This window comes from Bradyrhizobium sp. USDA 4502, from assembly GCF_054063355.1.
Window position 1 is genome coordinate 6,819,313 of record NZ_JBSSGF010000001.1, and the last position, 25,056, is coordinate 6,844,368.

General features: G+C 64.9%; 22 protein-coding genes. 14 read left to right on the forward strand and 8 right to left on the reverse strand.

Annotated features, from left to right (window positions below):
- Positions 1 to 151: 151 nt before the first annotated feature.
- Entirely contained in the window at positions 152 to 3,190 is a 3,039-nt protein-coding gene (polA, locus tag ACVW1B_RS31865) for a DNA polymerase I (RefSeq protein WP_253606375.1), read from the forward strand.
- A gap of 299 nt (positions 3,191 to 3,489) precedes the next feature.
- Positions 3,490 to 4,125, forward strand: a complete 636-nt coding sequence (locus ACVW1B_RS31870) for a LysE family translocator (protein ID WP_253606374.1) — start codon at positions 3,490 to 3,492, stop codon at positions 4,123 to 4,125.
- A 148-nt stretch (positions 4,126 to 4,273) separates the two neighbouring features.
- Here ACVW1B_RS31870 and ACVW1B_RS31875 read toward each other — a convergent pair whose 3' ends face one another.
- On the reverse strand, positions 4,274 to 4,900 hold the full coding sequence (locus ACVW1B_RS31875) for a glutathione S-transferase family protein (RefSeq protein WP_253606373.1): 627 nt from the start codon (positions 4,898 to 4,900) through the stop codon (positions 4,274 to 4,276).
- Between the two features lie 214 nt (positions 4,901 to 5,114).
- Here ACVW1B_RS31875 and pyrE point away from each other — a divergent pair, with 214 nt between their 5' ends.
- Both pyrE and ACVW1B_RS31885 read left to right on the forward strand, forming a co-directional pair.
- Positions 5,115 to 5,678, forward strand: a complete 564-nt coding sequence (gene pyrE, locus ACVW1B_RS31880; protein ID WP_057019495.1) for an orotate phosphoribosyltransferase — start codon at positions 5,115 to 5,117, stop codon at positions 5,676 to 5,678.
- Between the two features lie 336 nt (positions 5,679 to 6,014).
- Positions 6,015 to 6,812: a DUF2865 domain-containing protein gene (locus ACVW1B_RS31885; RefSeq protein WP_456785535.1), complete on the forward strand. Its 798-nt coding sequence runs from the start codon at positions 6,015 to 6,017 to the stop codon at positions 6,810 to 6,812.
- Between the two features lie 107 nt (positions 6,813 to 6,919).
- Here ACVW1B_RS31885 and ACVW1B_RS31890 read toward each other — a convergent pair whose 3' ends face one another.
- On the reverse strand, positions 6,920 to 7,351 hold the full coding sequence (locus ACVW1B_RS31890) for a hypothetical protein (RefSeq protein ID WP_016843277.1): 432 nt from the start codon (positions 7,349 to 7,351) through the stop codon (positions 6,920 to 6,922).
- A 193-nt stretch (positions 7,352 to 7,544) separates the two neighbouring features.
- Here ACVW1B_RS31890 and ACVW1B_RS31895 point away from each other — a divergent pair, with 193 nt between their 5' ends.
- Positions 7,545 to 7,700, forward strand: coding sequence for an RNA polymerase sigma factor region1.1 domain-containing protein (locus ACVW1B_RS31895; RefSeq protein ID WP_253606372.1), 156 nt, complete (start codon positions 7,545 to 7,547; stop codon positions 7,698 to 7,700).
- A 299-nt stretch (positions 7,701 to 7,999) separates the two neighbouring features.
- Here ACVW1B_RS31895 and ACVW1B_RS31900 read toward each other — a convergent pair whose 3' ends face one another.
- The gene (locus ACVW1B_RS31900) at positions 8,000 to 8,233 is read right to left on the reverse strand and encodes a hypothetical protein (protein ID WP_253606371.1); all 234 of its coding nucleotides are present in this window, start codon (positions 8,231 to 8,233) and stop codon (positions 8,000 to 8,002) included.
- 294 nt (positions 8,234 to 8,527) lie between these two features.
- On the opposite strand from ACVW1B_RS31900, the gene ACVW1B_RS31905 reads away from it, so the two are divergent.
- The 3 genes from ACVW1B_RS31905 (at position 8,528) to rocF (ending at position 13,084) form a co-directional block, all read left to right on the forward strand.
- On the forward strand, positions 8,528 to 11,047 hold the full coding sequence (locus ACVW1B_RS31905; RefSeq protein WP_375167128.1) for a glycogen/starch/alpha-glucan phosphorylase: 2,520 nt from the start codon (positions 8,528 to 8,530) through the stop codon (positions 11,045 to 11,047).
- A gap of 135 nt (positions 11,048 to 11,182) precedes the next feature.
- Positions 11,183 to 12,004: an acyl-CoA thioesterase gene (locus tag ACVW1B_RS31910; RefSeq protein ID WP_253606368.1), complete on the forward strand. Its 822-nt coding sequence runs from the start codon at positions 11,183 to 11,185 to the stop codon at positions 12,002 to 12,004.
- Positions 12,005 to 12,106: 102 nt separating this feature from the next.
- Positions 12,107 to 13,084, forward strand: coding sequence for an arginase (gene rocF, locus ACVW1B_RS31915; RefSeq protein ID WP_076831116.1), 978 nt, complete (start codon positions 12,107 to 12,109; stop codon positions 13,082 to 13,084).
- Between the two features lie 342 nt (positions 13,085 to 13,426).
- On the opposite strand, the gene ACVW1B_RS31920 is transcribed toward rocF, so the two are convergent.
- The 3 genes from ACVW1B_RS31920 to ACVW1B_RS31930 all read right to left on the reverse strand — a co-directional run bounded on the left by ACVW1B_RS31920 (position 13,427) and on the right by ACVW1B_RS31930 (position 16,669).
- Complete coding sequence (locus ACVW1B_RS31920; protein WP_253606366.1) at positions 13,427 to 15,043, reverse strand: phosphoenolpyruvate carboxykinase; 1,617 nt, start codon at positions 15,041 to 15,043, stop codon at positions 13,427 to 13,429.
- Positions 15,044 to 15,599: 556 nt separating this feature from the next.
- Positions 15,600 to 15,881: a hypothetical protein gene (locus ACVW1B_RS31925; protein ID WP_253606364.1), complete on the reverse strand. Its 282-nt coding sequence runs from the start codon at positions 15,879 to 15,881 to the stop codon at positions 15,600 to 15,602.
- Positions 15,882 to 15,934: 53 nt separating this feature from the next.
- Entirely contained in the window at positions 15,935 to 16,669 is a 735-nt protein-coding gene (locus tag ACVW1B_RS31930) for a HugZ family pyridoxamine 5'-phosphate oxidase (protein ID WP_253606362.1), read from the reverse strand.
- Positions 16,670 to 16,910: 241 nt separating this feature from the next.
- Between ACVW1B_RS31930 and ACVW1B_RS31935 the strand changes: the two genes are divergently transcribed.
- From ACVW1B_RS31935 to ACVW1B_RS31955, 5 genes are all read left to right on the forward strand, one after another.
- A complete protein-coding gene (locus ACVW1B_RS31935; protein ID WP_016843287.1) occupies positions 16,911 to 17,612 on the forward strand; it encodes a response regulator transcription factor in 702 nt (233 codons plus the stop codon).
- A 111-nt stretch (positions 17,613 to 17,723) separates the two neighbouring features.
- Complete coding sequence (locus ACVW1B_RS31940) at positions 17,724 to 19,532, forward strand: sensor histidine kinase (RefSeq protein ID WP_309145006.1); 1,809 nt, start codon at positions 17,724 to 17,726, stop codon at positions 19,530 to 19,532.
- On the forward strand, positions 19,529 to 19,969 hold the full coding sequence (locus tag ACVW1B_RS31945) for an HPr kinase/phosphorylase (RefSeq protein WP_225163650.1): 441 nt from the start codon (positions 19,529 to 19,531) through the stop codon (positions 19,967 to 19,969). Before ACVW1B_RS31940 ends, ACVW1B_RS31945 begins: the two co-directional genes overlap by 4 nt.
- A 214-nt stretch (positions 19,970 to 20,183) precedes the next feature.
- Positions 20,184 to 20,585 (forward strand): PTS sugar transporter subunit IIA, encoded by a 402-nt coding sequence (locus tag ACVW1B_RS31950; RefSeq protein WP_021076632.1) that lies wholly within the window; start codon positions 20,184 to 20,186, stop codon positions 20,583 to 20,585.
- A complete protein-coding gene (locus ACVW1B_RS31955; RefSeq protein WP_028335869.1) occupies positions 20,582 to 20,908 on the forward strand; it encodes an HPr family phosphocarrier protein in 327 nt (108 codons plus the stop codon). The genes ACVW1B_RS31950 and ACVW1B_RS31955 overlap by 4 nt, the downstream gene beginning before the upstream one ends.
- Before the next feature lie 161 nt (positions 20,909 to 21,069).
- On the opposite strand, the gene ACVW1B_RS31960 is transcribed toward ACVW1B_RS31955, so the two are convergent.
- Together ACVW1B_RS31960 and ACVW1B_RS31965 are read right to left on the reverse strand one after the other, a co-directional pair.
- Positions 21,070 to 22,683 (reverse strand): glycosyltransferase family 39 protein, encoded by a 1,614-nt coding sequence (locus tag ACVW1B_RS31960; protein ID WP_253606360.1) that lies wholly within the window; start codon positions 22,681 to 22,683, stop codon positions 21,070 to 21,072.
- A 108-nt stretch (positions 22,684 to 22,791) separates the two neighbouring features.
- Entirely contained in the window at positions 22,792 to 22,965 is a 174-nt protein-coding gene (locus ACVW1B_RS31965; protein ID WP_253606359.1) for a M15 family metallopeptidase, read from the reverse strand.
- Between the two features lie 277 nt (positions 22,966 to 23,242).
- Between ACVW1B_RS31965 and lepA the strand changes: the two genes are divergently transcribed.
- Positions 23,243 to 25,054: a translation elongation factor 4 gene (lepA, locus tag ACVW1B_RS31970; protein WP_057019506.1), complete on the forward strand. Its 1,812-nt coding sequence runs from the start codon at positions 23,243 to 23,245 to the stop codon at positions 25,052 to 25,054.
- Positions 25,055 to 25,056 lie beyond the last annotated feature (2 nt).

The window sequence follows — 25,056 nt, forward strand, 5'->3', positions numbered from 1 at the left end:
GTCGATCCTTCGAGGCTCGCTGCGCTCGCACCTCAGGATGACGGGACTACGCCCTGCATCATCCTCGAATTTATCGATTTGGCTGTGCGACACACCCAGAATCCACACAGCAAAGGCTGTCAATCCGCGCAAAAATCCCTAAGTTTCGGCCATGCCGAAAACAGCCTCCAAAGCCCCCGCCAAGCCCGCATCGAAGACCGACCCCAAGCCCGTCGCCGCCAAGGCCACGGCGAAGGGCGACCATGTCTTCCTGGTCGACGGCTCGTCCTACATCTTCCGCGCCTACCACGCGCTGCCGCCGCTGAACCGCAAATCCGACGGGCTGCAGGTCAACGCCGTGCTCGGCTTCTGCAACATGCTGTGGAAGCTGCTCCGCGACATGCCCGAGGACAACCGGCCGACGCATCTGGCGATCGTGTTCGACAAGTCGGAGATCACGTTCCGCAACAAGCTCTACCCCGACTACAAGGCTCACCGGCCGCCGGCGCCCGACGATTTGATCCCGCAATTCGCGCTGATCCGCGAGGCGGTGCGCGCCTTCGAACTGCCCTGCCTCGAGCAGGTCGGCTTCGAGGCCGATGATCTGATCGCGACCTATGCGCGGCTCGCCAGCGAGCGCGGCGCGACCACGACGATCGTGTCATCGGACAAGGATCTGATGCAACTCGTCAACGACAAGGTCGTGATGTACGACACGATGAAGGATCGCCGCATCGGCCGCGACGAGGTGATCGAGAAATTCGGCGTGCCGCCGGAGAAGGTGGTCGAGGTGCAGGCGCTGGCCGGCGACTCCACCGACAACGTGCCCGGCGTGCCCGGCATCGGCGTCAAGACCGCCGCGCAGCTGATCATCGAATATGGCGATCTCGATCAGCTGCTGTTCCGTGCCGGCGAGATCAAGCAGCCGAAGCGGCGCGAGGCGCTGCTCGAGAACGCCGAGAAGGCGCGGATCTCGCGCCAGCTCGTGCTGCTCGACGACAAGGTCGAGCTCGAAGTGCCGCTCGACGACCTCGCCGTGAACGAGCCCGACTCGCGCCGGCTGATCGCCTTCCTCAAGGCGATGGAGTTCACCACCCTCACCCGGCGCGTCGCCGACTACGCGCAGATCGACCCGGCCAATGTCGATGCCGATCCCGGCAACAAGAGCGGCGCGAGCGTGTTCTCGCCATTGCCGCCGTCGGATGTGACGCCTGTGCCCGGAGACGATCCGACATCGGCCGCGGCGCCGCTGCCGAAAGCCAAGCCGACCGGCGCGCGCGACGACAAGAATTCGAACCGCAAGGGCACGCCGGCAGCGCTGGCCGAGGCCCGCGGCGAGGCGATCCGGAAAATTGGCTTCGACCGCAAGGCGTATCAGGCAATCGGCAGCCTCGATCAGCTCCACGCCTTCATCGCCCGCGTGCCCGACACCGGCTATGTCGCGATCGAGGCGATGTCGGAATCGATCGACCCGATGCAGGGCGAGCTCGCGGGCCTTGCGCTGGCGCTGGCGCCAAATGATGCGTGTTACGTCCCGCTCGGCCACCGGCAGGCCGGCGGCGGCGCGGGCCTGTTCGATGCCGGCCTCGCACCGGGCCAGATCAAGACCGCCGAGGCGCTGGCGGCGCTGAGGCCGCTGCTGGAGTCCGTTGGAATCCAGAAGGTCGGCTTCAACGTCAAGTTCACCTCGGTGATGCTGGCGCAGCACGGAATCACCCTGCGCAACATCGACGATGCGCAGCTCATGAGCTACGCGCTCGATGCCGGCCGCGGCTCGCATGCGCTGGAGGCGCTCGCCGAGCGCTGGTTCGGCCACGCCGTCGTCAATTACGGCGGCCTCGTCGGCAGCGGCAAGGGCAAGCTGACCTTCGATCAGGTCACGATCGACAAGGCCAGCGAATATGCGGCCGAAAGTGCCGACGTGATCCTGCGGCTGTGGCGGGTGCTGAAGCCGCGTCTCGTCGCCGAGCGGATGACGACGGTGTACGAGACGCTGGAGCGGCCGCTGGTCTCGGTGCTGGCGCGGATGGAGCGCCGCGGCATCTCGATCGATCGCCAGGTGCTGTCGCGGCTGTCGGGCGATTTCGCCCAGACCGCTGCGCGCGTCGAGGCCGAGATCCAGGAGATCGCCGGCGAGCCGGTCAATGTCGGCAGCCCGAAGCAGATCGGCGACATCATCTTCGGCAAGATGGGATTGCCCGGCGGCAGCAAGACCAAGACCGGCGCGTGGTCGACCACCGCGCAGGTGCTCGACGAGCTCGCCGAGCAAGGCCACGAATTCCCGAAGAAGATCCTGGAGTGGCGCCAGGTCTCGAAGCTGAAATCGACCTACACCGACGCGCTGCCGACCTATGTCAATCCGCAGACCCATCGCGTCCACACCACCTACGCGCTGGCCGCGACCACCACGGGCCGGCTGTCGTCGAACGAGCCGAACCTGCAGAACATCCCTGTTCGTACCGAGGACGGCCGCAAGATCCGCCGCGCGTTCATCGCGACGCCGGGCCACAAGCTGGTGTCGGCCGACTATTCCCAGATCGAGTTGCGGCTGCTCGCCGAGATCGCCGACGTGCCGGTGCTGCGCCAGGCCTTCCGCGACGGGCTCGACATTCACGCCATGACCGCTTCCGAAATGTTCGGCGTGCCGATCAAGGATATGCCGAGCGAGGTGCGCCGCCGCGCCAAGGCGATCAATTTCGGCATCATCTACGGCATCTCGGCGTTCGGCCTCGCCAACCAGCTCGGCATCGCGCGCGAGGAGGCCTCGGCCTACATCAAGAAATACTTCGAGCGCTTCCCGGGCATCCGCGCCTATATGGACGAGACCAAGGATTTCTGCCGCCGCAACGGCTATGTGACGACGCTGTTCGGGCGCAAGTGCTACTACCCCGACATCAAGGCCTCCAACGCCTCGGTGCGCGCCTTCAACGAGCGCGCCGCGATCAATGCGCGGCTGCAGGGCACCGCGGCCGACATCATCCGCCGCGCCATGATCCGCGTCGAGGACGCGCTCACCGAGAAAAAACTCTCGGCGCAGATGCTGCTCCAGGTGCATGACGAACTGATCTTCGAGGTGCCCGACGACGAGGTCGCGGCGACGCTGCCGGTGGTGCAGAAGGTGATGCAGGACGCGCCTTTCCCGGCGGTGATCCTGTCGCTGCCGCTGCAGGTCGACGCCCGCGCCGCGAACAATTGGGACGAGGCGCATTAGAATCCGCCTCGCCCCGCTTGCGGGGAGAGGTCGGATCGCTCTTGCGATCCGAGTGAGGGGGGACAGGTCTCACCTCGGTCCTTGCACGTTGAGAGAACCCCTCACCCCCAACCCTCTCAGAGCGAGCTTCGCTCGTCTCGACCCCGCATCCGCCTTCGCCCGAAGGCGGGCTTCGGCGGACAAGAGAGCGGGGCGAGGGAGCGCACCACCGCCCCGCCACATTGCTCCGAGAGCAATTCCGCGATGGCCGCGCGGCGGACGGCACGCTAGAAGCGTGCGCATCCCTCGCGAGACCCGTCATGCCCCACACATCCGCTTTGCTCGGCTTTGCGCTCATCTGCCTTGGCATGGTGCTGACGCCGGGGCCGAACATGATCTACCTGATCTCGCGCTCGATCACGCAGGGGCCCGCGGCGGGCATCGTCTCGCTCGGCGGCGTGGCGCTCGGCTTCGTGTTCTACATGCTGTGCGCGGCATTCGGCATCACCGCATTGCTGTTTGCGATTCCCTACGCCGATGACGCGCTGCGCTTTGCCGGCTCGGGCTATCTGCTCTGGCTGGCGTGGCAGGCATTGAAGCCCGGCGGCCGCTCGCCGTTCCAGGTCAAGGCGCTGAAGGTCGACGGCCCGCGCAAGCTGTTCGCGATGGGCTTCGTCACCAATCTGCTGAACCCGAAGATCGCGATGCTTTATCTGGCGCTGCTGCCGCAGTTCATCGATCCCGCCGGCGGCAGCGTGCTGACGCAGTCACTCGCGCTCGGCTCGATCCAGATCGTGATCAGCGTCAGCGTCAACGCGATGATCGCGCTCGCCGCCGGCTCGATCGCGGTGTTTCTCGGCACTCGCCCGACCTGGCTCCTGGTGCAGCGCTGGCTGATGGGCACGGTGCTCGCAGGGCTGGCGATGAAGATGGCGCTCGAGGCGCGGCGGGCCTAGCTTTCTTCACCTCGCCCCGCTCTTGCGGGGAGAGGTCGGCGCGTAGCGCCGGGTGAGGGGCGCATCCGCAAATTCAATTCCCACCGTTATCGGGGAGATAGCCCCTCACCCCACCCCTCTCCCCGCAAGGGCGGGGCGAGGGAGAAGATCAATCCAGCTTCGCCTCCATGCCCCGCTTCGTCGCCGGGCGAGCCATCAGCGTCTCGTACCAGCGCTTGACGTTGGGGAAGTCTGATAGCTCGACCTTGTGGCGCGGATGGCGCCAGGCCCAGCCGAGGATGGCGAAATCGGCGACCGAGAGATCGCCGGCGACGAATTCGCGCCCCTGAAGCCGGCGGTCGAGCACGCCGTAGAGCCGCCGCGTCTCGCCCATGTAGCGCTTCAGGCCGTAGGCGCGGTCCTGCTCGTTCTCCAGCGCGATGAAATGGTGCACCTGGCCCGGCATCGGGCCGAAGCCGCCCATCTGCCACATCAGCCACTCATAGACCGGGATTCGCTCGGAGAGCGGCTTCGGCAGGAACTTGCCGGTCTTCTCGCCGAGATAGAGCAGGATCGCGCCGGACTCGAAAATGCTGACCGGCTTGCCGCCCGGCCCATCCGGATCGACGATCGCGGGGATCTTGTTGTTCGGACTGATCGCGAGGAAGGCGGGCGCCATCTGCTCGCCCTTGCTGATGTTCACCGGGATCACCTGGTAGGGCAGCCCCATTTCCTCCAGCGCCACCGAGATCTTGCGGCCGTTGGGGGTGTTCCAGGTGTGCAGCTCGATGGTCATTTCCGTTTCCCGTGCAAGTGTTTGGGCAAGTGTTCGGCCGAGTGTTTGGCGCCTGCTTACGGGGAACGGAACGGCCGCACAACCGCGCTTTGCGGAAAGCACGCCCGCGGAAATCGCGGCTTGGGCACTGTTGACGGCCCGATTTCCACGCTGGAATGTGCCGGTAAGCGTGGATAGATTGCCGCCCGCCTCAAACCCTCAAGGGAAAAAGTCTTTGTCCAAATCAGCCTCCCGCGCCCGCCTCGCCGAGATCATCCGCAAGCGCTCGTTCGGCCGCGGCGAGATCACGCTGGCGTCGGGCCGCAAGAGCGACTTCTATTTCAACCTGAAGCCGACGATGCTCGATCCCGAGGGCGCGGCGCTGCTCGCCGAGCTCACCTATGAAGCGCTGAAGGACGACAAGCTTGATTTCGTCGGCGGGCTCGAGATGGGCGCGGTGCCGCTCGCCGGCGCCATCGCGCAACTGTCCTGGCTGAAGGGCCACCCGATCGCGGCGTTCTTCGTGCGCAAGAAGCCGAAGGAGCACGGCGCGAAGCTGTCCGTCGAAGGGCTGGCGAAGGGCGAGAGCCTTGCGGGCAAGCGCATCGTCATCGTCGAGGACGTCACCACGACGGGCGGCTCGGCGCTGAAGGCGGTGGAAGCCGTGCGCGAGGCCGGCGGCGAGATCGCCCTGGTCTTCACCATGGTCGACCGCGAGGAAGGCGCCACCGAGACGTTCGCCGAAGCCGGGCTCCAATTCCGCGCGCTGTACAAGGCGGGCGAGTTCCTGAAGGACTGACGGTCTCTCTTCTCCCTCGCCCCGTTCTTACCGGGGCCTCTCTCCGCGCTTGCAATTGTCGAGAGACCTGGACCCCCTCACCCGGATCGCATCTTACGATGCGACATAGCCGAAGCCTTGCTTCGGCGTTCTTGAGGACGGCCGCCGAAGGCGGCCTATGCCTCTCCCCGCAAGCGGGGCGAGGTAAGCGAGATTCGCTTTCCTGTGACGCAGTCACGCTCAATCAATCGCTCGTTTACCATCACGCCTTAAGGTGAAGCCGCCGGGGCAGCTTGTCGCCGCGGCGTGGCGCGTCGGGTGGAGTTGGCGTTGCGTACAGAGTTGAGTGATCGGCGCATGCGGCGCCGCGTGATGCTTGCCGCCGCGGCCTTTGCGGGTTCCATCCTGGTGGTGCCCGCGCCTGTGTCGGCCGAAGGGCTGTTCGACTTCTTCTTCGGCGGTTCCCAGAAGCAGCAGAGCCGGCAGGCGCCGCCGCAAGCCAATTTCTTCGCCGACCCGTTCGGCCTCAACCAGCAGGCTGAACGGCAGCCGTCCGCCCCCATCTCGGCGCCGCGCGTGGCCGGTTCCGGACCGGCGTATTGCGTGCGCAGCTGCGACGGCAAATATTTTCCGCTGACGATGCGCGGCAACGCCACGCCGGCGCAGCTTTGCCAGGCCTTCTGTCCGGCGAGCGCGACCAAGGTCTATTACGGCAGCCATATCGACAGCGCCGCATCGACCGCCGGCGAACGCTACGCCGACAGCGAGAACGCCTTCGCCTATCGCAAGGCGTTGCGCGCCGACTGCACCTGCAACGGCCGCGACCCGGCGGGGCTCGCGCCGGTCGACCTCGCGCTCGATGCCTCGCTGCGCGCCGGCGACGTGATCGCGACCACCGACGGCCTCGTCGCCTACACCGGCATCCGCGTCGGCAACGAGCAGTCGTTCGACTTCACGCCGGTCGCCTCCTATCCCGGACTGACTTCGGCGGTCCGCGCGCGGCTCGGCGAAATGAAGGTCGCCCCCGTCAGCGCCGAGATCGCGGGCGACGCACCACTGCCGGAAACCAGAAGCGATGTCGCGCCGTCGCCGCCGTCGTCTGTTGCGCCGAAAGGCAACGCCGCAAAGCCGGCAAGGCGCGCCGAAGTGAACTGACGGGCGTCAGCCCGTCATTCCGGGATGGTGCGTAAGCACCAGACCCGGAATCTCGAGATTCCGGGTTCGATGCTTCGCATCGCCCCGGAATGACATCGCGACAACTATCAGCGCGCCACGATCACGCCGATCACGTTCGGCGCGGCCATGTATTTCTCCTCGATCGCGGCCCGAGCGGCCGCGCGGTTCTCCGGATTGAGGATGCCGCGCTTCTCGGCGAGGATCATCCAGCAATAGCCCCACCAGTCCGTCAGCATGCCGTGGTCGTCGACGAGATCATAACCCTGCTCGCCGGCGAAGATCCGCGCATGCGCTTCATCGAGCGAATCGAGCCAGGCGTGATCCTCGTCCGAGAACAGTTCGTCGCTGAAATCATCCGTGGTGTAGCCCCAGATCGACATGCAGACCGCGTTGAACTCGCGATCGAGCTGGTCGTCGTCGATCGGCTGGCGGCGCGAGGCCTGGTGCAGCCGCGACAGCGACCGCGCGAAATCGGCAATCCGGGTCAGGGCGAATTGATCGAAGGCGATGGTGGACATGTAGTCCTCGCAGAGACTGAAAGACCATAGATATTGTGTCGGCGCAGCCGCCGAATCACAACGATATATCAAAGACTTGCTAAAGTGTTCTTAATTCGTTCCGCGCCTGATCCGAAGACGTGGAGACTTTCGCCAATTGGTAGGGGCACCAATTTTGGAGAGCTGAGGAATGAGACTACGAGATGCGATCCGGATGGCAGTAGAGCTTGGCCGCTCGACGGGAGCCATCACATTCGACCAATTCAACGACCTGCTGCCGCAAACGACGACAACGCCCGAAGACGTCGAGGCGGTCATGGAGGCTCTGAGCGACGAGGGAATAAACCTCATCGAGAACGACCAATCTTGACCCATCTAGAGCAGTGAGAAGCTGCAGAAGCGTTGCGGGCCCCGGCCTTCGCCGGGGCGACGAATTGCGGTGACTGCCCTCGCCTCATGAGAAAGCTGACACACAGCCCCCCAAAAGCAATTCGGGCCGCTGACCAGGTCAGCGGCCCGTTGAAAATGGCTTCGGAATGAAATGCGTCGGAGCTGAAAAACGTGCCCGCCCCACGGGCGACAGCTGTGTTTGTAAAGGCTCCGTTAAGGCTTGGAAATCCGTATCACCACGGTGTCCCGATCGAGCGTGAAAGCGCGTTGCGCGGCTGCTCAATTCATCGCCGAGAGCAGCTTGTCGCCGCAGGCATTCGCGAAGAACTTGCCGCCGCATTGCCGCTTGATGGCGGCACAGCGCGCGGCGGCCGATGCGTTCTGCGCCACGCTGAAGCCGCAACTCAGGCCGTCGGCGCTGCGGCCCGGTTTGCCCGCCGCATCGGCTGCGCTGGTCGCCGTGATGCACACCACGAGCAACGCCGCGGCCGCGATCTCGATCAAGAGTCTCATCACGCATCCTCCGGTCAATTTTCGCGAAATCCCGGCTTCTGCAGCGCCATCGTAGCACCCATGACCGCTGGTCCGGAAGGTTCCCGAAGCGGCCCGGTCCTTGCATAAAATCACGGCAGCGCTGTGTATGGCATCGTCCCTGACGGTTTCGATTGCCATGCAAGGCGGGTATCATTGCGCTGGAGCGTGATCGGAAGGCCGCGGAACCGGGATTTCCGGGGGAACCATGCTCGACCAATGAGATGAGGACATGATGCGGGTCGTCGCGTCGTGTTCCGGTTTGAACGGCAGGGATTGGGCGCGTTGCAGGAACAGACAAACTACCCGGCATTGAACCAGCCGATCGACGAGCTGGCGCTGACCGAGATCAAGAGCGCGATCCTGGCCAAGCTCCGGCTTGCAATCGGCAAGGACGCCACCGTTGCGACCAGGCGCGACTGGTACAAGGCCGCGGCGCTGGCGCTGCGCGACCGCATCGTGCACCACTGGCTGACGGCCGAGAAGCAGAGCTACGACGCCGGCGCCAAGCGCGTCTACTATCTCTCGCTCGAGTTCCTGATCGGCCGCCTGTTCACCGACGCGCTGAACAATATGGGACTGCTGCCGCTGTTCGAGGCGGCGCTCGGCGACCTCGGCGTCGATCTCTCGGACCTGCGCAAATGCGAGCCGGATGCGGCGCTCGGCAATGGCGGCCTCGGCCGGCTTGCGGCCTGCTTCATGGAGAGCATGGCGACGCTGGCGATCCCCGCGACCGGCTACGGCATCCGCTACGATTTCGGTCTGTTCCGCCAGATCATGAACCATGGCTGGCAGCAGGAATATCCCGACGAGTGGCTCGCCTTCGGCAACCCCTGGGAATTCCAGCGGCCGGAGGTGGTCTACAACGTCCACTTCGGCGGCAATGTCGAGCATGTCGACGACCGCGGCCGCGACCGCGCCACCTGGCACCCGGCGGAAACCGTCGAGGCCATGGCCTACGACACGCCGATCGTCGGCTGGCGCGGCCAGCACGTCAACGCGCTTCGCCTGTGGTCGGCGCATGCACCCGATCCGCTCGAGCTCGACGTCTTCAACACCGGCGACTACGTCTCGGCCAGCGCCGAGCAGGCGCGCGCGGAAGCAATCTGCAAATTCCTCTATCCGAACGACGAGAGCGCGGCAGGCCGCGAGCTCCGGCTGCGCCAGGAATATTTCTTCGTCTCGGCCTCGTTGCAGGATCTCGTCAAGCGGCATCTCGCCTCCGACGGCGGCCTGCGCAACCTTGCGCAGAAGGCGGCCGTGCAGCTCAACGATACCCATCCGAGCCTTGCGGTCACCGAGTTGATGCGCATCCTGGTCGACCTGCACAATTTCCGCTGGGACGAGGCCTGGAAGATCACGGTCGCGACCCTGTCCTACACCAACCACACGCTGCTGCCGGAGGCGCTCGAGACCTGGCCGGTCGAACTGTTCGAGCGGCTGCTGCCGCGGCATCTCGAGATCATCTACCGCATCAATGTGGCCCATCTCGCGCTCGCCGAGGAACGCTTCCCCGGCGACATCGAATATCGCGCCTCGGTCTCGCTGATCGACGAGCGCAGCGGCCGCCGCGTGCGGATGGGCCAGCTCGCCTTCGTCGGCTCGCACCGCATCAACGGCGTCTCCGCGATGCATTCCGACCTGATGAAGGAGACCGTGTTCCACGACCTGCATCATCTCTATCCGTCACGCATCACCAACAAGACCAACGGCATCACCTTCCGCCGCTGGCTGATGCTGGCCAACCCGCGGCTGACCGCGCTGCTGCGCGAAACCTGCGGCGAGGCCGTGCTCGACGACTTCTCGCTGCTCGAGCGCCTCGAGACCCATTCGAGCGACCTGGAATTCCAGAAGCGCTTCCGCGACGTCAAGCATCACAACAAGCTGGCGCTGGCGCGGTTGATCCGCGAGCGCAACGGCATCCAGGTCGATCCCTCGGCGCTGTTCGACGTGCAGATCAAGCGCATCCACGAATACAAGCGGCAGCTGCTCAACATCCTGGAGACGATCGCGCTGTATCACGCGATGAAGGACGATCCGCGGCGCGACTGGGTGCCGCGCGTGAAAATCTTCGCCGGCAAGGCGGCGGCGAGCTACCGCTACGCCAAGCTGATCATCAAGCTGATCAACGACGTCGCCGAGGTCGTCAACAACGACGCTTCGCTCCGCGGCAGGCTGAAGGTCGCCTTTCTCGCCGACTACAATGTCAGCCTCGCCGAGGTGATCATTCCGGCCGCCGATCTCTCCGAGCAGATCTCGACCGCCGGCATGGAGGCCTCCGGCACCGGCAACATGAAGCTCGCGCTGAACGGCGCACTGACGATCGGCACGCTCGACGGCGCCAATATCGAGATCCGCGACAATGTCGGCGAGGAGAACATCGCGATCTTCGGCCTCGAGGCCGGCGACGTCATGGTCCGCCGCAAGCAGGGATTGGACGCCAGCGACGCGATCCGCAAATCGCCACGGCTGGAGCGCGCGATCCGCGCCATCGAGAGCGGCGAGTTCTCGCCCGGCGATCCCGCACGCTTCGCCTCGATCGGGCACGCGCTGCGCTACCTCGACCACTACATGGTCTCGGCCGATTTCGATTCCTACTACGACGCGCAGCGCGGCATCGACGCCCGCTGGATGGTGGCGCCGGCCTGGACCCGCGCCTCGATCCTCAACGTCGCGCGTATGGCCTGGTTCTCCTCCGACCGCACCATCCGCGAATATGCCGAGGACATCTGGCACGTGCCGGTGCATCCGGGCGCCTCGCCGCAGCTCGGCAACCAGCGCGAGGCGAAGGGATAATCCCGGGACGCGGAAATCGATTACGCCCGACGTCATTGAAATCAGCGCAATTGCTCGCGATATTGCATGACGAACGTCATTGCTCGTCATTGCGTGTGGCGATACGGAAGCGCCAGTCGATATTGAAAGATCTGCATGCTCACCAAGACCCCGCACCTTTTCGATGAAGCAACCGCCGTGACCGCCGGCGACAGCCGCTGGCAGGGACGGACCAGCCCGGATTACTGGGCGTTCGTCGGCCCGTTCGGCGGCTGCACCGCCGCGACCATCCTGCGCGCGCTGATGCAGCACCCGCAGCGCGCGGGCGATCCGCTGGCGCTGACGGTCAACTACTGCGCGCCGGTCGCCGAGGGCGCGTTCGACCTCGATGTCCGCCTGGTCAAGGCCAACCGCTCGAGCCAGCACTGGTCGGTCGAGATGACGCAGGGCGGCGGCGAGGTCGCGACGCTGGCAACCGCCGTGTTCGCCGAGCGCCGCCCGTCCTGGTCGCACCAACCGGCCGGGTTTCCGGGCGCCGTGCCGTTCGACGAGCTGCGGTCCTTTCCGAAGCTCAAGATGACCTGGGCCAACCAGTACGATTTCCGTTTCGCCGAGGGCGAGCCGAAGTTCGCCGGCGGCGGCGGCGCAAAACAGCCGTCGAGCCCGTATTCAAAGCTCTGGATCGCCGACCGTGTGCCGCGCAAGCTCGATGCGCTGTCGCTGATGTCGATGTCGGACGCGTTCTTCGGCCGCGTCTTCCACGCAAGGCACGAGCTGGTGCCGTTCGGCACCGTGTCGCTGACGACCTATTTCCACGCCGACGCGGCCGACCTGGATGCGGAGGATACCACCCGCGTGCTCGCCACCGCGGACGCCAAGATCTTCCACAAGAGCTACGGCGACCAGCACGGCGAATTGTGGTCGCCGTCCGGCCGGCTGCTCGCGACCACGACGCAGATCGCTTATTTCAAGGCGTAGCCAAATATCCACATTGGTCTGTTACGACCGCATTGCCTATTTCAAGGGTTGAGGGAACATTGGCACGTCGCTTCTGTTCCACACCTTTGGGAGCACTGCTGCATGTCCGAAGCCGACACTTCAAAGCCCTCGCGCATCGCCCTGCTTGGCGTTCCCATCGAGATCGGTGCATCGCAGGCCGGCCCGCTGATGGGACCGGATGCGCTGCGCACCGCGGGCATCGCGCGCCTGCTCGAGCAGCTCGACTTCCAGGTCGATGATCACGGCAACCTTGCGATCCCCGCCGTGGTCGCCGACGGCCCGGTGCCGGCCAACACCAGGTTCTATGACGAGGTGAAGACCTGGACCCGCGCGCTCTCCGAGCGCGCCTATTGGCTGGCGCATTCCGGCGCGATCCCGATCTTCATGGGCGGCGATCACTCGCTGTCGATGGGGTCGATCAACGGCGTCGCGCGCTACTGGCAGGAAAAGGGCCGGCCGCTGTTTGCGTTGTGGGTCGACGCGCATGCTGACTACAACACGCCGGCCACCACCATCACCGGCAACATGCACGGCATGTCGGCCGCGTTCCTGTGCGGCGAGCCCGGTCTCGACGATCTGCTCGGCGGACTGCCGCGCGCCTCGATCCCGCCCGATCAGCTCGACCTGATCGGCACGCGCTCGGTCGATCCGCTGGAGCGCAAGCTGCTGCGGCAGCGTAATGTGTCGATCGCGGACATGCGCCAGATCGACGAGTTCGGCGTCGCCGTGCTCACGCGCCGCGTCATCGAACGCGTCAGGGCGAAGAACGGCGTGCTGCATGTCTCGTTCGATGTCGACTTCCTCGATCCGGCGGTGGCGCCCGGCGTCGGCACCACGGTGCCCGGCGGCGCGACCTATCGGGAAGCCCATCTCATCATGGAGCTGCTGCACGATTCCGGGCTGGTGCGCTCGCTCGACATCGTCGAGCTCAATCCCTTCCTCGACGAGCGCGGCCGCACCGCGCGCGTCGCGGTCGAATTGATCGGCAGCCTGTTCGGCCTGCAGATCACCGACCGGCAGACGCCGAGCAACGCGGTGCTGCCGGAGATGGGGGAGTAGTGGAGCGTGCTCTACTCTAACCCGTCATCCTGAGGAGCGCGAAGCGCGTCTCGAAGGATGGACGGCCGCAGGCGGGCCGTCGACCCTTCGAGACGGCCGCTGCGCGGCCTCCTCAGGGTGACGGATCGAAAAGTGCGCGCTCCGCCCCGTCCCGTCATCCTGAGGTGCGAGCGGAGCGAGCCTCGAAGGATGCACGGCCCGGCCGTGGCCGTCGACGTTTCGAGACGCGCGCGATGCGCTCCTCAGGGTGACGGAATTAGCAGTCGCGCGCGCTCGCCAGACATCAAAACAAAAAGGCGGCCCTCGTGGCCGCCTTTTCAAATCGCGTATCGCTTGCGCGGCTTACTCCGCCGCCAGCTTCACTTCCGGCGCGGCGGCGCGGACTTCGGCGTCGACCTGCGCTTCGAACTTGGCGAAGTTCTTCTGGAACATGCCGACCAGCGCCCGCGCGGTCTTGTCGAACTCGACCTTGTCGGCCCAGGTCTTGATCGGATCGAGGATGTGCGGCTCGACGCCGGGCAGCGAGGTCGGCACCGCGAAGCCGAAATACTTGTCGGTGCGGAAGTCGGCGTTGCGGAGCGAGCCGTTCAGCGCCGCGGTGAGCAGCGCGCGGGTCACCTTGATCGGCATGCGGCGGCCGGTGCCGTACTTGCCGCCGGTCCAGCCGGTGTTGACCAGCCAGCAATCGACATTGTGCTTGGCGATCAGCTCGCGCAGCATGTTGCCGTAGACCGACGGATCGCGCGGCAGGAACGGCGAACCGAAGCAGGTGGAGAATTCCGGCTGCGGCTCGTTGCCGAGGCCGCGCTCGGTGCCTGCGACCTTCGCGGTGTAGCCGGACAGGAAGTGATACATCGCCTGCGCTGGCGTCAGCTTGGCGATCGGCGGCATCACGCCGAAGGCGTCGGCCGCGAGCATTACGACGTTCTTCGGATGCGGCGCGCAGCCGGTGCGCGAAGCGTTCGGGATGAAATCGAGCGGATAGGCCGAGCGAGTGTTCTCGGTCTTCGAGCCGTCGTCGAAATCGGGCACGCGATCATTGGCGCCGAGCACGACGTTTTCCAGCACCGCGCCGAAGCGCTTGCTGGCGGCGTAGATTTCCGGCTCGGCTTCGCCCGACAGCTTGATGCACTTGGCGTAGCAGCCGCCTTCGAAATTGAAGACGCCGTCCTCGCTCCAGCCATGCTCGTCATCGCCGATCAGCGTGCGCTTGGGATCGGCCGAGAGCGTGGTCTTGCCGGTGCCGGACAGGCCGAAGAAGATCGCGGTGTCGCCGTCGGAGCCGACATTGGCCGAGCAGTGCATCGGCATCACGCCCTTCTCGGGCAGGTAATAGTTCAGCGTGGTGAACACGCTCTTCTTCATCTCGCCGGCATATTGCGAGCCGCCGATCAGGACGATCTTGCGGGCGAAATCGATCGCGACGACGTTCTCCGACTTGCAGCCGTGGCGCTTCGGATCGGCGCGGAAGCTCGGCAGGTCGATGATCGTCAGTTCGGGCACGAAGCTCGCGAGCTCAGATGTTTCGGGACGAATGAGCAGCGTGCGGATGAACAGCGAGTGCCAGGCAAGCTCGGTGAAGACGCGGGTCTTGACGCGATGCTTCGGATCGGCGCCGCCGTAAAGATCCTGCGCGAACAGCGTCATGCCTTCGGCATGCTTGAGGAAGTCGGCATGGAGCGTGGCGAACTGCTCCGAGGTGATCGACTGGTTGCCGGCCCACCACATGTTCTTGTCGGTGAGATCGTCGCGGACCGTGAACTTGTCCTTCGGACTGCGCCCGGTGAACACACCGGTGTCCGCGCAAAGCGCGCCATCGGCCGACAGCACCGCTTCGCCGTTACGCAGCGAATGCTCGTAAAGCTGAGGTGCGCCATAATTCCAATGCACGCCCTTGAGATTTTTTAAGCCGAATTTGTCGGCGCCGAAGGCACCGTTATGTACGCCCGTCTCTTGCACGAAGAACCTCCTCGAACCCGCGTATCCTTGTTCGCGCGAATGTCGCCAATCGCGCCCCGCCGCGGTGACCGTGATCAGAATATAGCCTCTCGGCTTCGGTCCGGCGACCTAATAGTGGGGATCGCCAAGCTTGCCAAGCCAATCGAACGGCTTTTGGCTGATTCCAAGGCAGGCCCATCATCTGGCGCAAATACCGCAGCGCGAAACCCTTTCGTCTTGCTTTCGTTTTCTCGTTGTTTTGCCGGCAGTCGGGCGACGTTTCATCGCCTTTCCCGCCGCGCACGGAGCTTTGCGATGCACAAAAAGTGCCAGCCGGCGGGCGGCGCGTTCGCCGATCGAGGCGGACGGCGCGGAGAATGCCGGGTATGCATTTCGCGCTGAGGATGTATCGTTGAGATGAGCCGCCGCGCGTTGACGCAGCGCTGCAGAGCCGAGCATGACCATCGTGTTGCACGCGGCACCACCTGATCGGCATTGAGCTGCAAGTGAGAAGCTGCTGATGAGCAGTTTCGATTGCGCTCAACACGCCTTCGTCGAAGCCCGATTGGTACAACGCTCAACTGCGGTGAACGTTCCGCAACGCGTAGCGTTCGGCGGCGAGGCGATCGCTGACCCCGCGATCGATGACCCCGCGATCGATGATAACGCAATCAGCGTGGTCGCACGCGCGCGTCATCGCGGTCGACATCGCGATCCGGCTGATTTTCGGATGCAGCCGCGCCAGACATTCTTGCATGCAGATCGAGCCAACGGGCGATGACACGACACGCCCGTGCGAAATGATCGCGCTGTCAAATCCGGACCGCGCAATCGCGCCGCCGCAGCCATGCGACACCATGCCTCGCCACGGCCGCAGCGCCGCCGTGCGGACAGGTCTTTCTCCTATCCTTGCTATCCGTTGGCGCGCGCCTCGCCGGCGAGCCGCACCAGCATCTTGCGCAGCTCGGTGCCGGTGGTGACGCGCTCAGGGAAATCCAGCCGCAGCGTGTCGCGGCCGGCCTGCATGTCCATGCCATCCGGATCGCAGCCGGTGCAGAGCCATTCGGCACTTTCCGCACCGAGCAACCGCGTCGCGTAAAGATTCATGGCCTCACGGTGATCCCCGTTCATATGCGCCACCGCGCCGGGCTCGGCTTCGAGCAGCGCCTCGGCTCCGCCGAGATCGGTCAGGAATTGCGCGGGTTTGAGGTCCACGATGCGGCCGAACCCGGCGACCAGATGGGCACCGCTTGGCTTGATCCGAAAGAACGAGAAATCCTTAAATTCCACAAAGGCTTCCGCTGACGGATGGGCAGCGAGATAGCGCCTTCGGACGAGCTCCCGCCCGGCCTCCCCGACCTCTTCCGCCTTGCCCGCCAGCATGATCCGGGCGCCCTCCAGCGGATCGCCCTCGGCGCGCTCGTCCAGCATCAGCGACACCCGGCTGTCGGCCAGGATGTTCTTGGTATGCAGCGCCAGCCGGGAAATCAGCAGGATCGGCGAGCCGTCGGGATGGCTGGCCAGATTGACCAGCGAGCAATAGGGATCGCCGGTGCCGGCCATCAACGTGGCGAGGGCGCCCTGGCGGCTGCGGCGGAGCAGCGAGCGGGCAAGGTGGGCAGGATCGAAGTCGGCGGTCGGTTGCATGGGCCTATCGGGTCATTTTATGGACGAATCGGGCGGGTTCCCTATGAAAAAAGGGCCTTTTCTCATGGTCTAAGGGTGCTATATGGGGACCCATCGCGTGGGTCGCAGAAGCGGATTTTTGCGGAACTCGGTCACACTTCAGCCCAGCTTGCATTGCTCGTTGACCGCGTTCGAAGCCCAATTCTACGGCGCGTCGCCAGAGTGCCCGCCGTCTAAGCCACTCTCATTGTGAAAGCAGCACATGCCCACAATCGCCCTGGTCGACGACGACCGCAACATTCTCACTTCGGTTTCGATCGCGCTCGAAGCCGAAGGCTATCGCATCATGACCTACACGGACGGTGCGTCGGCGCTGGATGGGTTTCGCACGTCGCCGCCCGATCTCGCGATCCTCGATATCAAGATGCCGCGCATGGACGGCATGGAAACGCTGCGCCGGCTGCGCCAGAAGTCCGACCTGCCGGTGATCTTCCTCACCTCGAAGGATGAGGAGATCGACGAATTGTTCGGCCTGAAAATGGGCGCCGACGATTTCATCCGCAAGCCGTTCTCGCAGCGCCTGCTGGTCGAACGGGTCAAGGCCGTACTCCGCCGCGGTCAGCCGAAGGATCCGACCGCCGCGCCGAAGGAGCCGGACGCCCGCGCGCTGGACCGCGGCCTGCTGCGGATGGATCCGGAGCGCCACACCTGCACCTGGAAGAACGAGCCGGTGACCCTCACCGTGACCGAATTCCTGATCCTGCAGGCGCTCGCCACCCGCCCCGGCGTCGTGAAGAGCCGCAATGCGCTGATGGACGCGGCCTATGACGACCAGGTCTATGTCGACGACCGCACCATCGACAGCCACATCAAGCGGCTGCGCAAGAAGTTCAAGGTGGTCGACGACGACTTCGAGATGATCGAGACGCTGTACGGCGTCGGCTATCGCTTCAAGGAAGCCTGATCTGCGCTTCCCGGGCGGGCTTGTTAACTGACAGGCTCCGCACGGCTGGGGTAAGCTCGGGCGAACGATTGCTTCGCGGGACGACATCCATACCAACCGGCAGCTTTGCCAGTGCTTGATCGAACGCAGCTCGAGCAAGGCCTGAATACCGAGGACGCGTCACAGCTCCTCGATCAGGACGCCGTTGCCGAAGACGTCGCGCAGGACAAGGGCTGGCGCCGTCCGCTCGGCTGGCTGCGCCGCGCCGGTCAGTTCTTCTTCGCGCTGTCGTTCTCGAGCCTGACGCGCCGCATCGTCTCGCTCAACCTTGCCGGCCTCGTCGCGCTGGTCGCCAGCATCCTCTATCTCTCGCAATTCCGTGCCGGCCTGATCGAGGCCCGCACCCAGAGCCTCCTGGTCTATGCCGAGATCATCTCGGAGGCGATCGCGGCCTCGGCCACCGTCGAAGGCAATACCGTCACGATCGATCCCGATCGGCTGCTCGACCTCAAGCCCGGCGAAAGTTATGGCCAGCCGGATGAATCGGCGGATTTCCCGATCAATCCCGAGCGGGTCGCGCCGGTCCTGCGCCGCCTGATCGCGCCGACCAAGACGCGGGCCCGCATCTTCGACCGCGATGGCGGCCTGATCCTCGACAGCCGCAATCTGTTCGCGCGCGGCGACGTGCTGCGCATGGAGCTGCCGCCGCCGTCGGAGAAGCCGTCGCTCTACGAGAAGACCAAGGCGACAATCAAGACCTGGCTCAACCGCGGCGACCTGCCGATCTATCGCGAACTCGGTCCCGAAGGCGGCAAGGGTTATTCCGAAGTCGCGCAATCGCTCGAGGGCATGAAGGGCAGCGCCGTGCGCGTCACCGAGCGCGGCGCGATCATCGTGTCGGTTGCCGTCCCGGTGCAGCATTTCCGCGCCGTGCGCGGCGCGTTGATGCTGACCACCCAGGGCGACGACATCGACCAGCTGGTGATGTCCGAGCGCCTCGCCATCCTCAAGATCGGCGGCGTCGCCTCCGCCGTCATGATCATGCTGTCGCTGTTGCTGGCGAGCACGATCGCGGGCCCGGTGCGGCGGCTCGCCGACGGCGCCGAGCGCGTCCGTCACCGCATCCAGACCCGCGTCGAGATTCCCGACTTCACCGGGCGCCGCGACGAGATCGGCCATCTCTCCGGCGCGCTGCGCGACATGACCAACGCGCTGTACAGCCGCATCGAGGCGATCGAGATGTTCGCCGCCGACGTCGCCCATGAGCTGAAGAATCCGCTGACCTCGCTGCGCTCCGCGGTCGAGACGCTGCCTTTGGCGCGCAACGACAACAGCCGCGCGCGGCTGCTCGCCGTGATCGAGCATGACGTCAGGCGGCTCGACCGCCTGATCTCCGACATCTCCGACGCCAGCCGGCTCGATGCCGAATTGCAGCGCCAGGACATGGCGCCGGTCGATCTGCGGCGGCTGCTGACGACGCTGACCGGCGTCGCCAACGAGACCAGGCTCGGCCACGACGTCGCCGTCGAAGCCCGCTTCGAGGGCCGCGGACCGACCGATACGCTGTCGGTGCCCGGCCATGATTCACGGCTCGGCCAGGTGATCTCGAACCTGCTGTCGAACGCGCAATCATTCTCCAAGCCGGGCGACAAGGTGCGCATCGTCTGCCGCCGCAGCCGCGGCGAGGTCGAGATCGTGGTCGACGATGACGGGCCCGGCATCGGCGAGGACGCGCTGGAGCGGATCTTCGAGCGCTTCTACACCGACCGGCCGCATCAGGGGTTTGGCCAGAACTCCGGCCTTGGGCTTTCGATCTCCAAGCAGATCATCGAAGCACATGGCGGACGCATCTGGGCTGAGAACCGCGCTGGCCCTGCGGACGCAGACGGCAAACCCACCATCGCCGGCGCACGCTTCGTGGTCAGGCTGCCGACACTATGAGCGACAATTCAAGCGTGCACGCATCCGCCGTTCTGGTCGGCGAGCGTGCGGTGCTGATCCGCGGCCCGTCGGGCGCCGGCAAGTCGCGTCTCGCCTTCGACCTGATTCTCGCCGGGCGCACCGGAGCGCTTCCGCCGGCCATTTTGGTGGGGGATGACCGTGTCCATCTCGACACAGCCGGCGAACAATTGTGGGTTCGTCCGGTCCAGCAATTGGCTGGCCTGATCGAGATCCGAGGCCTCGGAATCCGCCATTGTCCGTTCGCAAGTGAAGCCGTGGTCGGCTTGATCGTCGACCTCGCCGCTGACGACGCCGAGCGGCTGCCGCCGCCGGAGACGCTCACGATTCGCCTTAATGGTGTTTTGTTACCGCGAATTCCCGTCGGCACTGGCTTCCAACCCCTGCCGCTGGTTGTCGCCGCGCTGACGACAACCTGAAAGTTCATGTTCCCGTAATCTTGCGGCCAATTGTGGGAAGGGAATTGGTAACCATATCACATCCACTATCGCGTCGGATTTTGCCGGCGCAGCCTCCCCTCTCTACCGCCAGGAACCGGGAGACTAGCCAAGATGCCCTCTTGCGCAGGGCCTCTGGATGGTCAAAGTGGCGCGTTCGTGCGGTGCACCAAAGGGCGCCCGCGAGGAGTTTCCGATGATTGGTCTAGTGCTGGTGACCCATGGGCGCCTTGCCGACGAGTTCAGAGCGGCGCTCGAACACGTCATGGGTCCGCAGAAACAAATTGAAGCGATTACGATCGGGGCCGAGGACGATTCCGATCTCTGTCGAAGCGACATCATCGAGGCGGTGAACCGCGTCGATAGCGGCGACGGCGTTGCGATCCTCACCGACATGTTTGGCGGCACACCGTCCAACCTTGCGATCTCCTGCATGAGCCGCCCGAAGGTGGAAGTGCTCGCAGGCATCAACCTTCCCATGCTGGTCAAGCTTGCCAAGGTTCGCGAGGAGCGTTCGCTGCCCGACGCGATCGCGATGGCCCAGGAAGCCGGCCGCAAATACGTCACCATCGCCAGCCGCGTTCTCGCAGGCAAATGAGCGACGAGGCCCCGGGCGGAAATCAGGTCGGCCCGGGCGTGCCAGCGGGCGCCATTTCCCGTGAACTCCTGATCGTCAACAAGCGCGGCCTGCATGCGCGGGCATCGGCCAAGTTCGTCCAGCTGGTCGAGCGATTCAACGCCGAGATCTGGGTCACCCGCGGCACCGAGACCGTCGGCGGCACCTCGATCATGGGCTTGATGATGCTCGCCGCCGGGCCAGGCACCACGGTCGTGGTCTCAGCAAAGGGCGACGAAGCGCAGCAGGCGCTCGACGCCATCGCCGAGCTCGTCGCCAGCAAGTTCAACGAGGAAGGCACGTAAGGCAGTCACCTCTCACCTCGCCCCGCTTGCGGGGAGAGGTCGGATCGCATCGAACGATGCGATCCGGGTGATTGGGTACAGGTCTATCGATAGATCGCCATCGCGGCGAGAGCCCCTCACCCCAACCCTCTCCCCGCAAGCGCGGGGCGAGGGAGCGACAGCTACTTCGCCGGCGGCACCAGATAGACCTTCCACACCGTCGACGGACCGGGATGGCCGTTGAAGAAGCGCATGGTGGTCATCACCAGCGGCTCGGCGTCCTTGGCGTGCTCCGCCATCCACGCCTCGCAGGGCTTCAGGAACACCGGATCGGTGGTGTCGCAGACGCCGATGAAGCCGAGACGCTTGGCTTCGTCGAGCGACGTCAGCCCCGACGACCAGGCTTCGCCCGGCACCAGCGATGCCGGATGATCCGGACTGTAGAACGTCATCGGCTCGCCGATATCGGACCGCGCGACGACCACGGCCCAGCGTGAATGGAATCTGTCCTGCCAGGTCTGGGTGAGTTCGCGCGCGAGCTCGGAGCGCGCGGCGTAGGTCGAGCCGCCGATATGGTTGGACGCGATCTCCTGCGTGGCGATGCTGGGCGCGGCGATCAGCGTGACGATCGTGGCCACGAACCAGATCGCGGTGATCGAGAACAGCGCCATGCGCGGGAAGCGAAGCGAGGGAATCGCGACCAGCGCAAGCGGCACCAGGAAGAACAGCGGGATGCCCCAATCGGTCTTGATATAGACGGTGAACGCCAGCGCGCCGAGCGGCGGCCCGATCGCGACGATCAGCTGGATGATCCAGACGTTGAGCGCCTGCGGAAGGTTGACGGCGGGATTGGGTCCGCGCGACCAGATCCGCGCCAGCACGTCCGACGGCCGCCACGGCACCGAGCCCAGCAGCAGCGCCACAAGGCCCAGCACGACGGGAATCGCGAGCAGCCCGACATTGTGCACGACATAGCCGATCACGAGCTGGACATTGAGTGCGCGGCTCGACAGTGCGTAGACGTCACCGGCATAGGTGAACGGCACGAAGTCCACCTCCTCCAGCCACACCAGATGCGGGATCATCGCCACCGCCATCGTGCCGATCGCAACCCATGGCGCCAGCGAGCGCAGGAATTGCGTCCGTTGCGGATGGATCAGCGCGGCCAGCCCGACGGCCCCGATCATCGTCACCACCCAGTACTTGGTCATCAGCGCCAGCATGCCGGCAAAGCCGAGCCAGAGACCCGATTTGAAGCTGCGCTTCTCGAACGCGTTCAGATAGGCCAGCACCAGCAGCGGCAGCGGCACCAGCTGCGCGAGATCGGCATTGTATTTGAAGCCCTTGAAATTGAAGATCGGGTAGAGCGCGAGCATCACCACCATGAAGAACGCGCGGCGGCGATCGACGACGCGCAGCGCGATCAGCCAGCACACCACCAGCGCGAAGCTGACCGTCGTCATCGCAAGCGCATAGGTCGACCAGTTGGTGACGGGAAAAATCCTGAACCAGACCCCGGCGATCCAGCCCGACAGCGGCGGATGCTTGCCATAGCCAAGCAGGAAGCGCTGGCCCCAGGCATAGGCTTCCGCAACATCCATATGGATGTCCTGTGCGGCCTTGAGCTTGACCAGGATCAGCGTCCACAGCACCGCATGAACCAGCGCAAAGCCGATCACGAACCACAGGCTGGTGCTGGGATCGGTGGCGCGCGAGGCGATCCAGGCGGCGATCCGCCGGATCGTCAGCTTGCGGGTGGTGCGCCGGGCGGCGGGGAGCGTGGAGGCGGTCGACATGGCCTGTGCCTGAGGCATGCCCGGAAGAGTGGAAAGCGGTTTCCCGGAAGGATCATGCCCGAATGGAAGCGGAAGCGCGATGAGTGCTCATCCGCATTTCAACGCGCTTTAGCGCGTTTTTGTGGCCAGTGAAATCAGCTTGGCGTGAGAACGCCTCCAGCCAGCGGATTCACTTTCGGGGAAGTCCGGCCGGTGCTCGAAATGGATGGTATCGCAGTGATACCATTTGCCGCCCCAGATGAAGCCGTGACGCTCGAAGATATCGACGATCTCGCGCGGCATCCGGTTCTCGTAAGGGATGGTCTTGCCTTGCCGGCCCACAGCCGGTCATCCCGAACTTTCAGGTTGAGGTCGATGGCGGCGGCGTAGCCGTGCATGCTCATCCGCCAGGTGTCGGCAACGCGAACGACGATTTTCGAGCTGCCGGACCTGGCAGGAACATGCCCGGAAATCGGTCACGGCAACCCAGCCGGAAACGGCGCCGTGATTCGCCGTCACACCGCTGCAAAATACCGCAATTTGGTTGCCCGCGCGGGGGTGCGGATGCTATCCCGCGCCCATGACAACTGCCCCGATTTCGAACATCCGCAACTTCTCCATCGTCGCCCATATCGACCATGGCAAATCGACCCTTGCTGACCGCCTGATCCAGATGACCGGCGGCCTGTCGGATCGTGAAATGGCGGGCAAGGAGCAGGTGCTCGATTCGATGGATATCGAGCGCGAGCGCGGCATCACCATCAAGGCGCAGACCGTCCGGCTGAACTACCGCGCCAAGGACGGCAAGGATTACATCTTCAACCTGATGGACACGCCCGGCCATGTCGACTTCGCCTACGAGGTCTCGCGGTCGCTGGCGGCCTGCGAGGGTTCCCTGCTCGTGGTCGACGCCAGCCAGGGCGTCGAGGCGCAGACGCTCGCCAATGTCTATCAGGCGCTCGACAACAATCACGAGATCGTGCCGGTCCTCAACAAGGTCGACCTGCCGGCAGCCGAGCCCGAGAAGGTCAAGCAGCAGATCGAGGACGTGATCGGTATCGATGCGTCCGACGCGGTGATGATCTCGGCCAAGACCGGCGTCGGCGTGCCCGACGTGCTGGAAGCAATCGTCACCCGCCTGCCGCCGCCGAAGGGCGACCGCGACGCGACCCTGAAGGCGCTGCTGGTCGACAGCTGGTACGACGTCTATCTCGGCGTGGTCGTCTTGATCCGCGTCGTCGACGGCGTGATGAAGAAGGGGAGCCGCATCCGCATGATGGGCACCGGCGCCGCCTACGACATCGAACGCGTCGGCTTCTTCACGCCGAAGATGGAGCAGGTCGAGGAGCTCGGCCCCGGCGAGATCGGCTTCATCACCGCGGCGATCAAGGAAGTCGCCGACACCCGCGTCGGCGACACCATCACCGATGACAAGAAGCCGATCAGCGAGATGCTGCCGGGCTTCAAGCCGGCGATTCCGGTCGTGTTCTGCGGCCTGTTCCCGGTCGATGCCAACGACTTCGAAACGCTCCGCGCGGCGATGGGCAAGCTGCGGCTCAACGACGCAAGCTTCTCCTACGAGATGGAAACCTCCGCCGCGCTCGGCTTCGGCTTCCGCTGCGGTTTCCTCGGCCTGCTGCATCTGGAAATCATCCAGGAGCGGCTGTCGCGCGAATTCGACCTCAATCTGATCGCGACCGCGCCGAGCGTGATCTACAAGATGAAGCTGACCGACGGCACCGAGCTCGAGATCCACAACCCGGTCGACATGCCCGACGTGGTCAAGATCGCCGAGATCGAGGAGCCGTGGATCGAGGCGACGATCCTCACGCCCGACGAATATCTCGGCAGCGTCTTGAAGCTGTGCCAGGACCGCCGCGGCTCGCAGAAGGAGCTCACTTATGTCGGCTCCCGCGCGATGGTGAAATACGACCTGCCGCTCAACGAAGTGGTGTTCGACTTCTACGATCGCCTGAAGTCGGTCTCCAAGGGCTACGCCTCGTTCGACTATCATCTGACCGACTACAAGCCGGCCGATCTGGTCAAGATGCAGATCCTGGTCAACGCCGAGCCGGTCGACGCGCTGTCGATGCTGGTGCATCGCACCCGCGCCGAAGGCCGCGGCCGCGCCATGGTCGAGAAGATGAAGGAGCTGATTCCGCCGCACATGTTCCAGATCCCGATCCAGGCGGCGATCGGCGGCAAGGTGATCGCGCGCGAAACCGTCCGCGCGCTGCGCAAGGACGTCACCGCGAAGTGCTACGGCGGCGACATTACGCGCAAGCGCAAGCTTCTGGAGAAGCAGAAGGAAGGCAAGAAGAAGATGCGGCAGTTCGGCAAGGTCGACATCCCGCAGGAAGCCTTCATCGCCGCGCTCAAGGTGGACAGCTGAGG

Coding starts and splice junctions, on each gene's coding strand:
- ACVW1B_RS31950 (WP_021076632.1), top strand. CDS start 20,184: ATGATTGGTCTAGTGCTGGTGACCCATGGGCGCCTTGCCGACGAGTTC.
- ACVW1B_RS31895 (WP_253606372.1), top strand. CDS start 7,545: ATGGCAGTAGAGCTTGGCCGCTCGACGGGAGCCATCACATTCGACCAA.
- ACVW1B_RS31930 (WP_253606362.1), bottom strand. CDS start 16,669: ATGCAACCGACCGCCGACTTCGATCCTGCCCACCTTGCCCGCTCGCTG.
- polA (WP_253606375.1), top strand. CDS start 152: ATGCCGAAAACAGCCTCCAAAGCCCCCGCCAAGCCCGCATCGAAGACC.
- ACVW1B_RS31965 (WP_253606359.1), bottom strand. CDS start 22,965: ATGCCGCGCGAGATCGTCGATATCTTCGAGCGTCACGGCTTCATCTGG.
- ACVW1B_RS31955 (WP_028335869.1), top strand. CDS start 20,582: ATGAGCGACGAGGCCCCGGGCGGAAATCAGGTCGGCCCGGGCGTGCCA.
- ACVW1B_RS31935 (WP_016843287.1), top strand. CDS start 16,911: ATGCCCACAATCGCCCTGGTCGACGACGACCGCAACATTCTCACTTCG.
- ACVW1B_RS31960 (WP_253606360.1), bottom strand. CDS start 22,683: ATGTCGACCGCCTCCACGCTCCCCGCCGCCCGGCGCACCACCCGCAAG.
- rocF (WP_076831116.1), top strand. CDS start 12,107: ATGTCCGAAGCCGACACTTCAAAGCCCTCGCGCATCGCCCTGCTTGGC.
- ACVW1B_RS31945 (WP_225163650.1), top strand. CDS start 19,529: ATGAGCGACAATTCAAGCGTGCACGCATCCGCCGTTCTGGTCGGCGAG.
- ACVW1B_RS31875 (WP_253606373.1), bottom strand. CDS start 4,900: ATGACCATCGAGCTGCACACCTGGAACACCCCCAACGGCCGCAAGATC.
- ACVW1B_RS31925 (WP_253606364.1), bottom strand. CDS start 15,881: ATGGTGTCGCATGGCTGCGGCGGCGCGATTGCGCGGTCCGGATTTGAC.
- ACVW1B_RS31910 (WP_253606368.1), top strand. CDS start 11,183: ATGCTCACCAAGACCCCGCACCTTTTCGATGAAGCAACCGCCGTGACC.
- lepA (WP_057019506.1), top strand. CDS start 23,243: ATGACAACTGCCCCGATTTCGAACATCCGCAACTTCTCCATCGTCGCC.
- ACVW1B_RS31900 (WP_253606371.1), bottom strand. CDS start 8,233: ATGAGACTCTTGATCGAGATCGCGGCCGCGGCGTTGCTCGTGGTGTGC.
- ACVW1B_RS31870 (WP_253606374.1), top strand. CDS start 3,490: ATGCCCCACACATCCGCTTTGCTCGGCTTTGCGCTCATCTGCCTTGGC.
- ACVW1B_RS31885 (WP_456785535.1), top strand. CDS start 6,015: ATGCGGCGCCGCGTGATGCTTGCCGCCGCGGCCTTTGCGGGTTCCATC.
- ACVW1B_RS31890 (WP_016843277.1), bottom strand. CDS start 7,351: ATGTCCACCATCGCCTTCGATCAATTCGCCCTGACCCGGATTGCCGAT.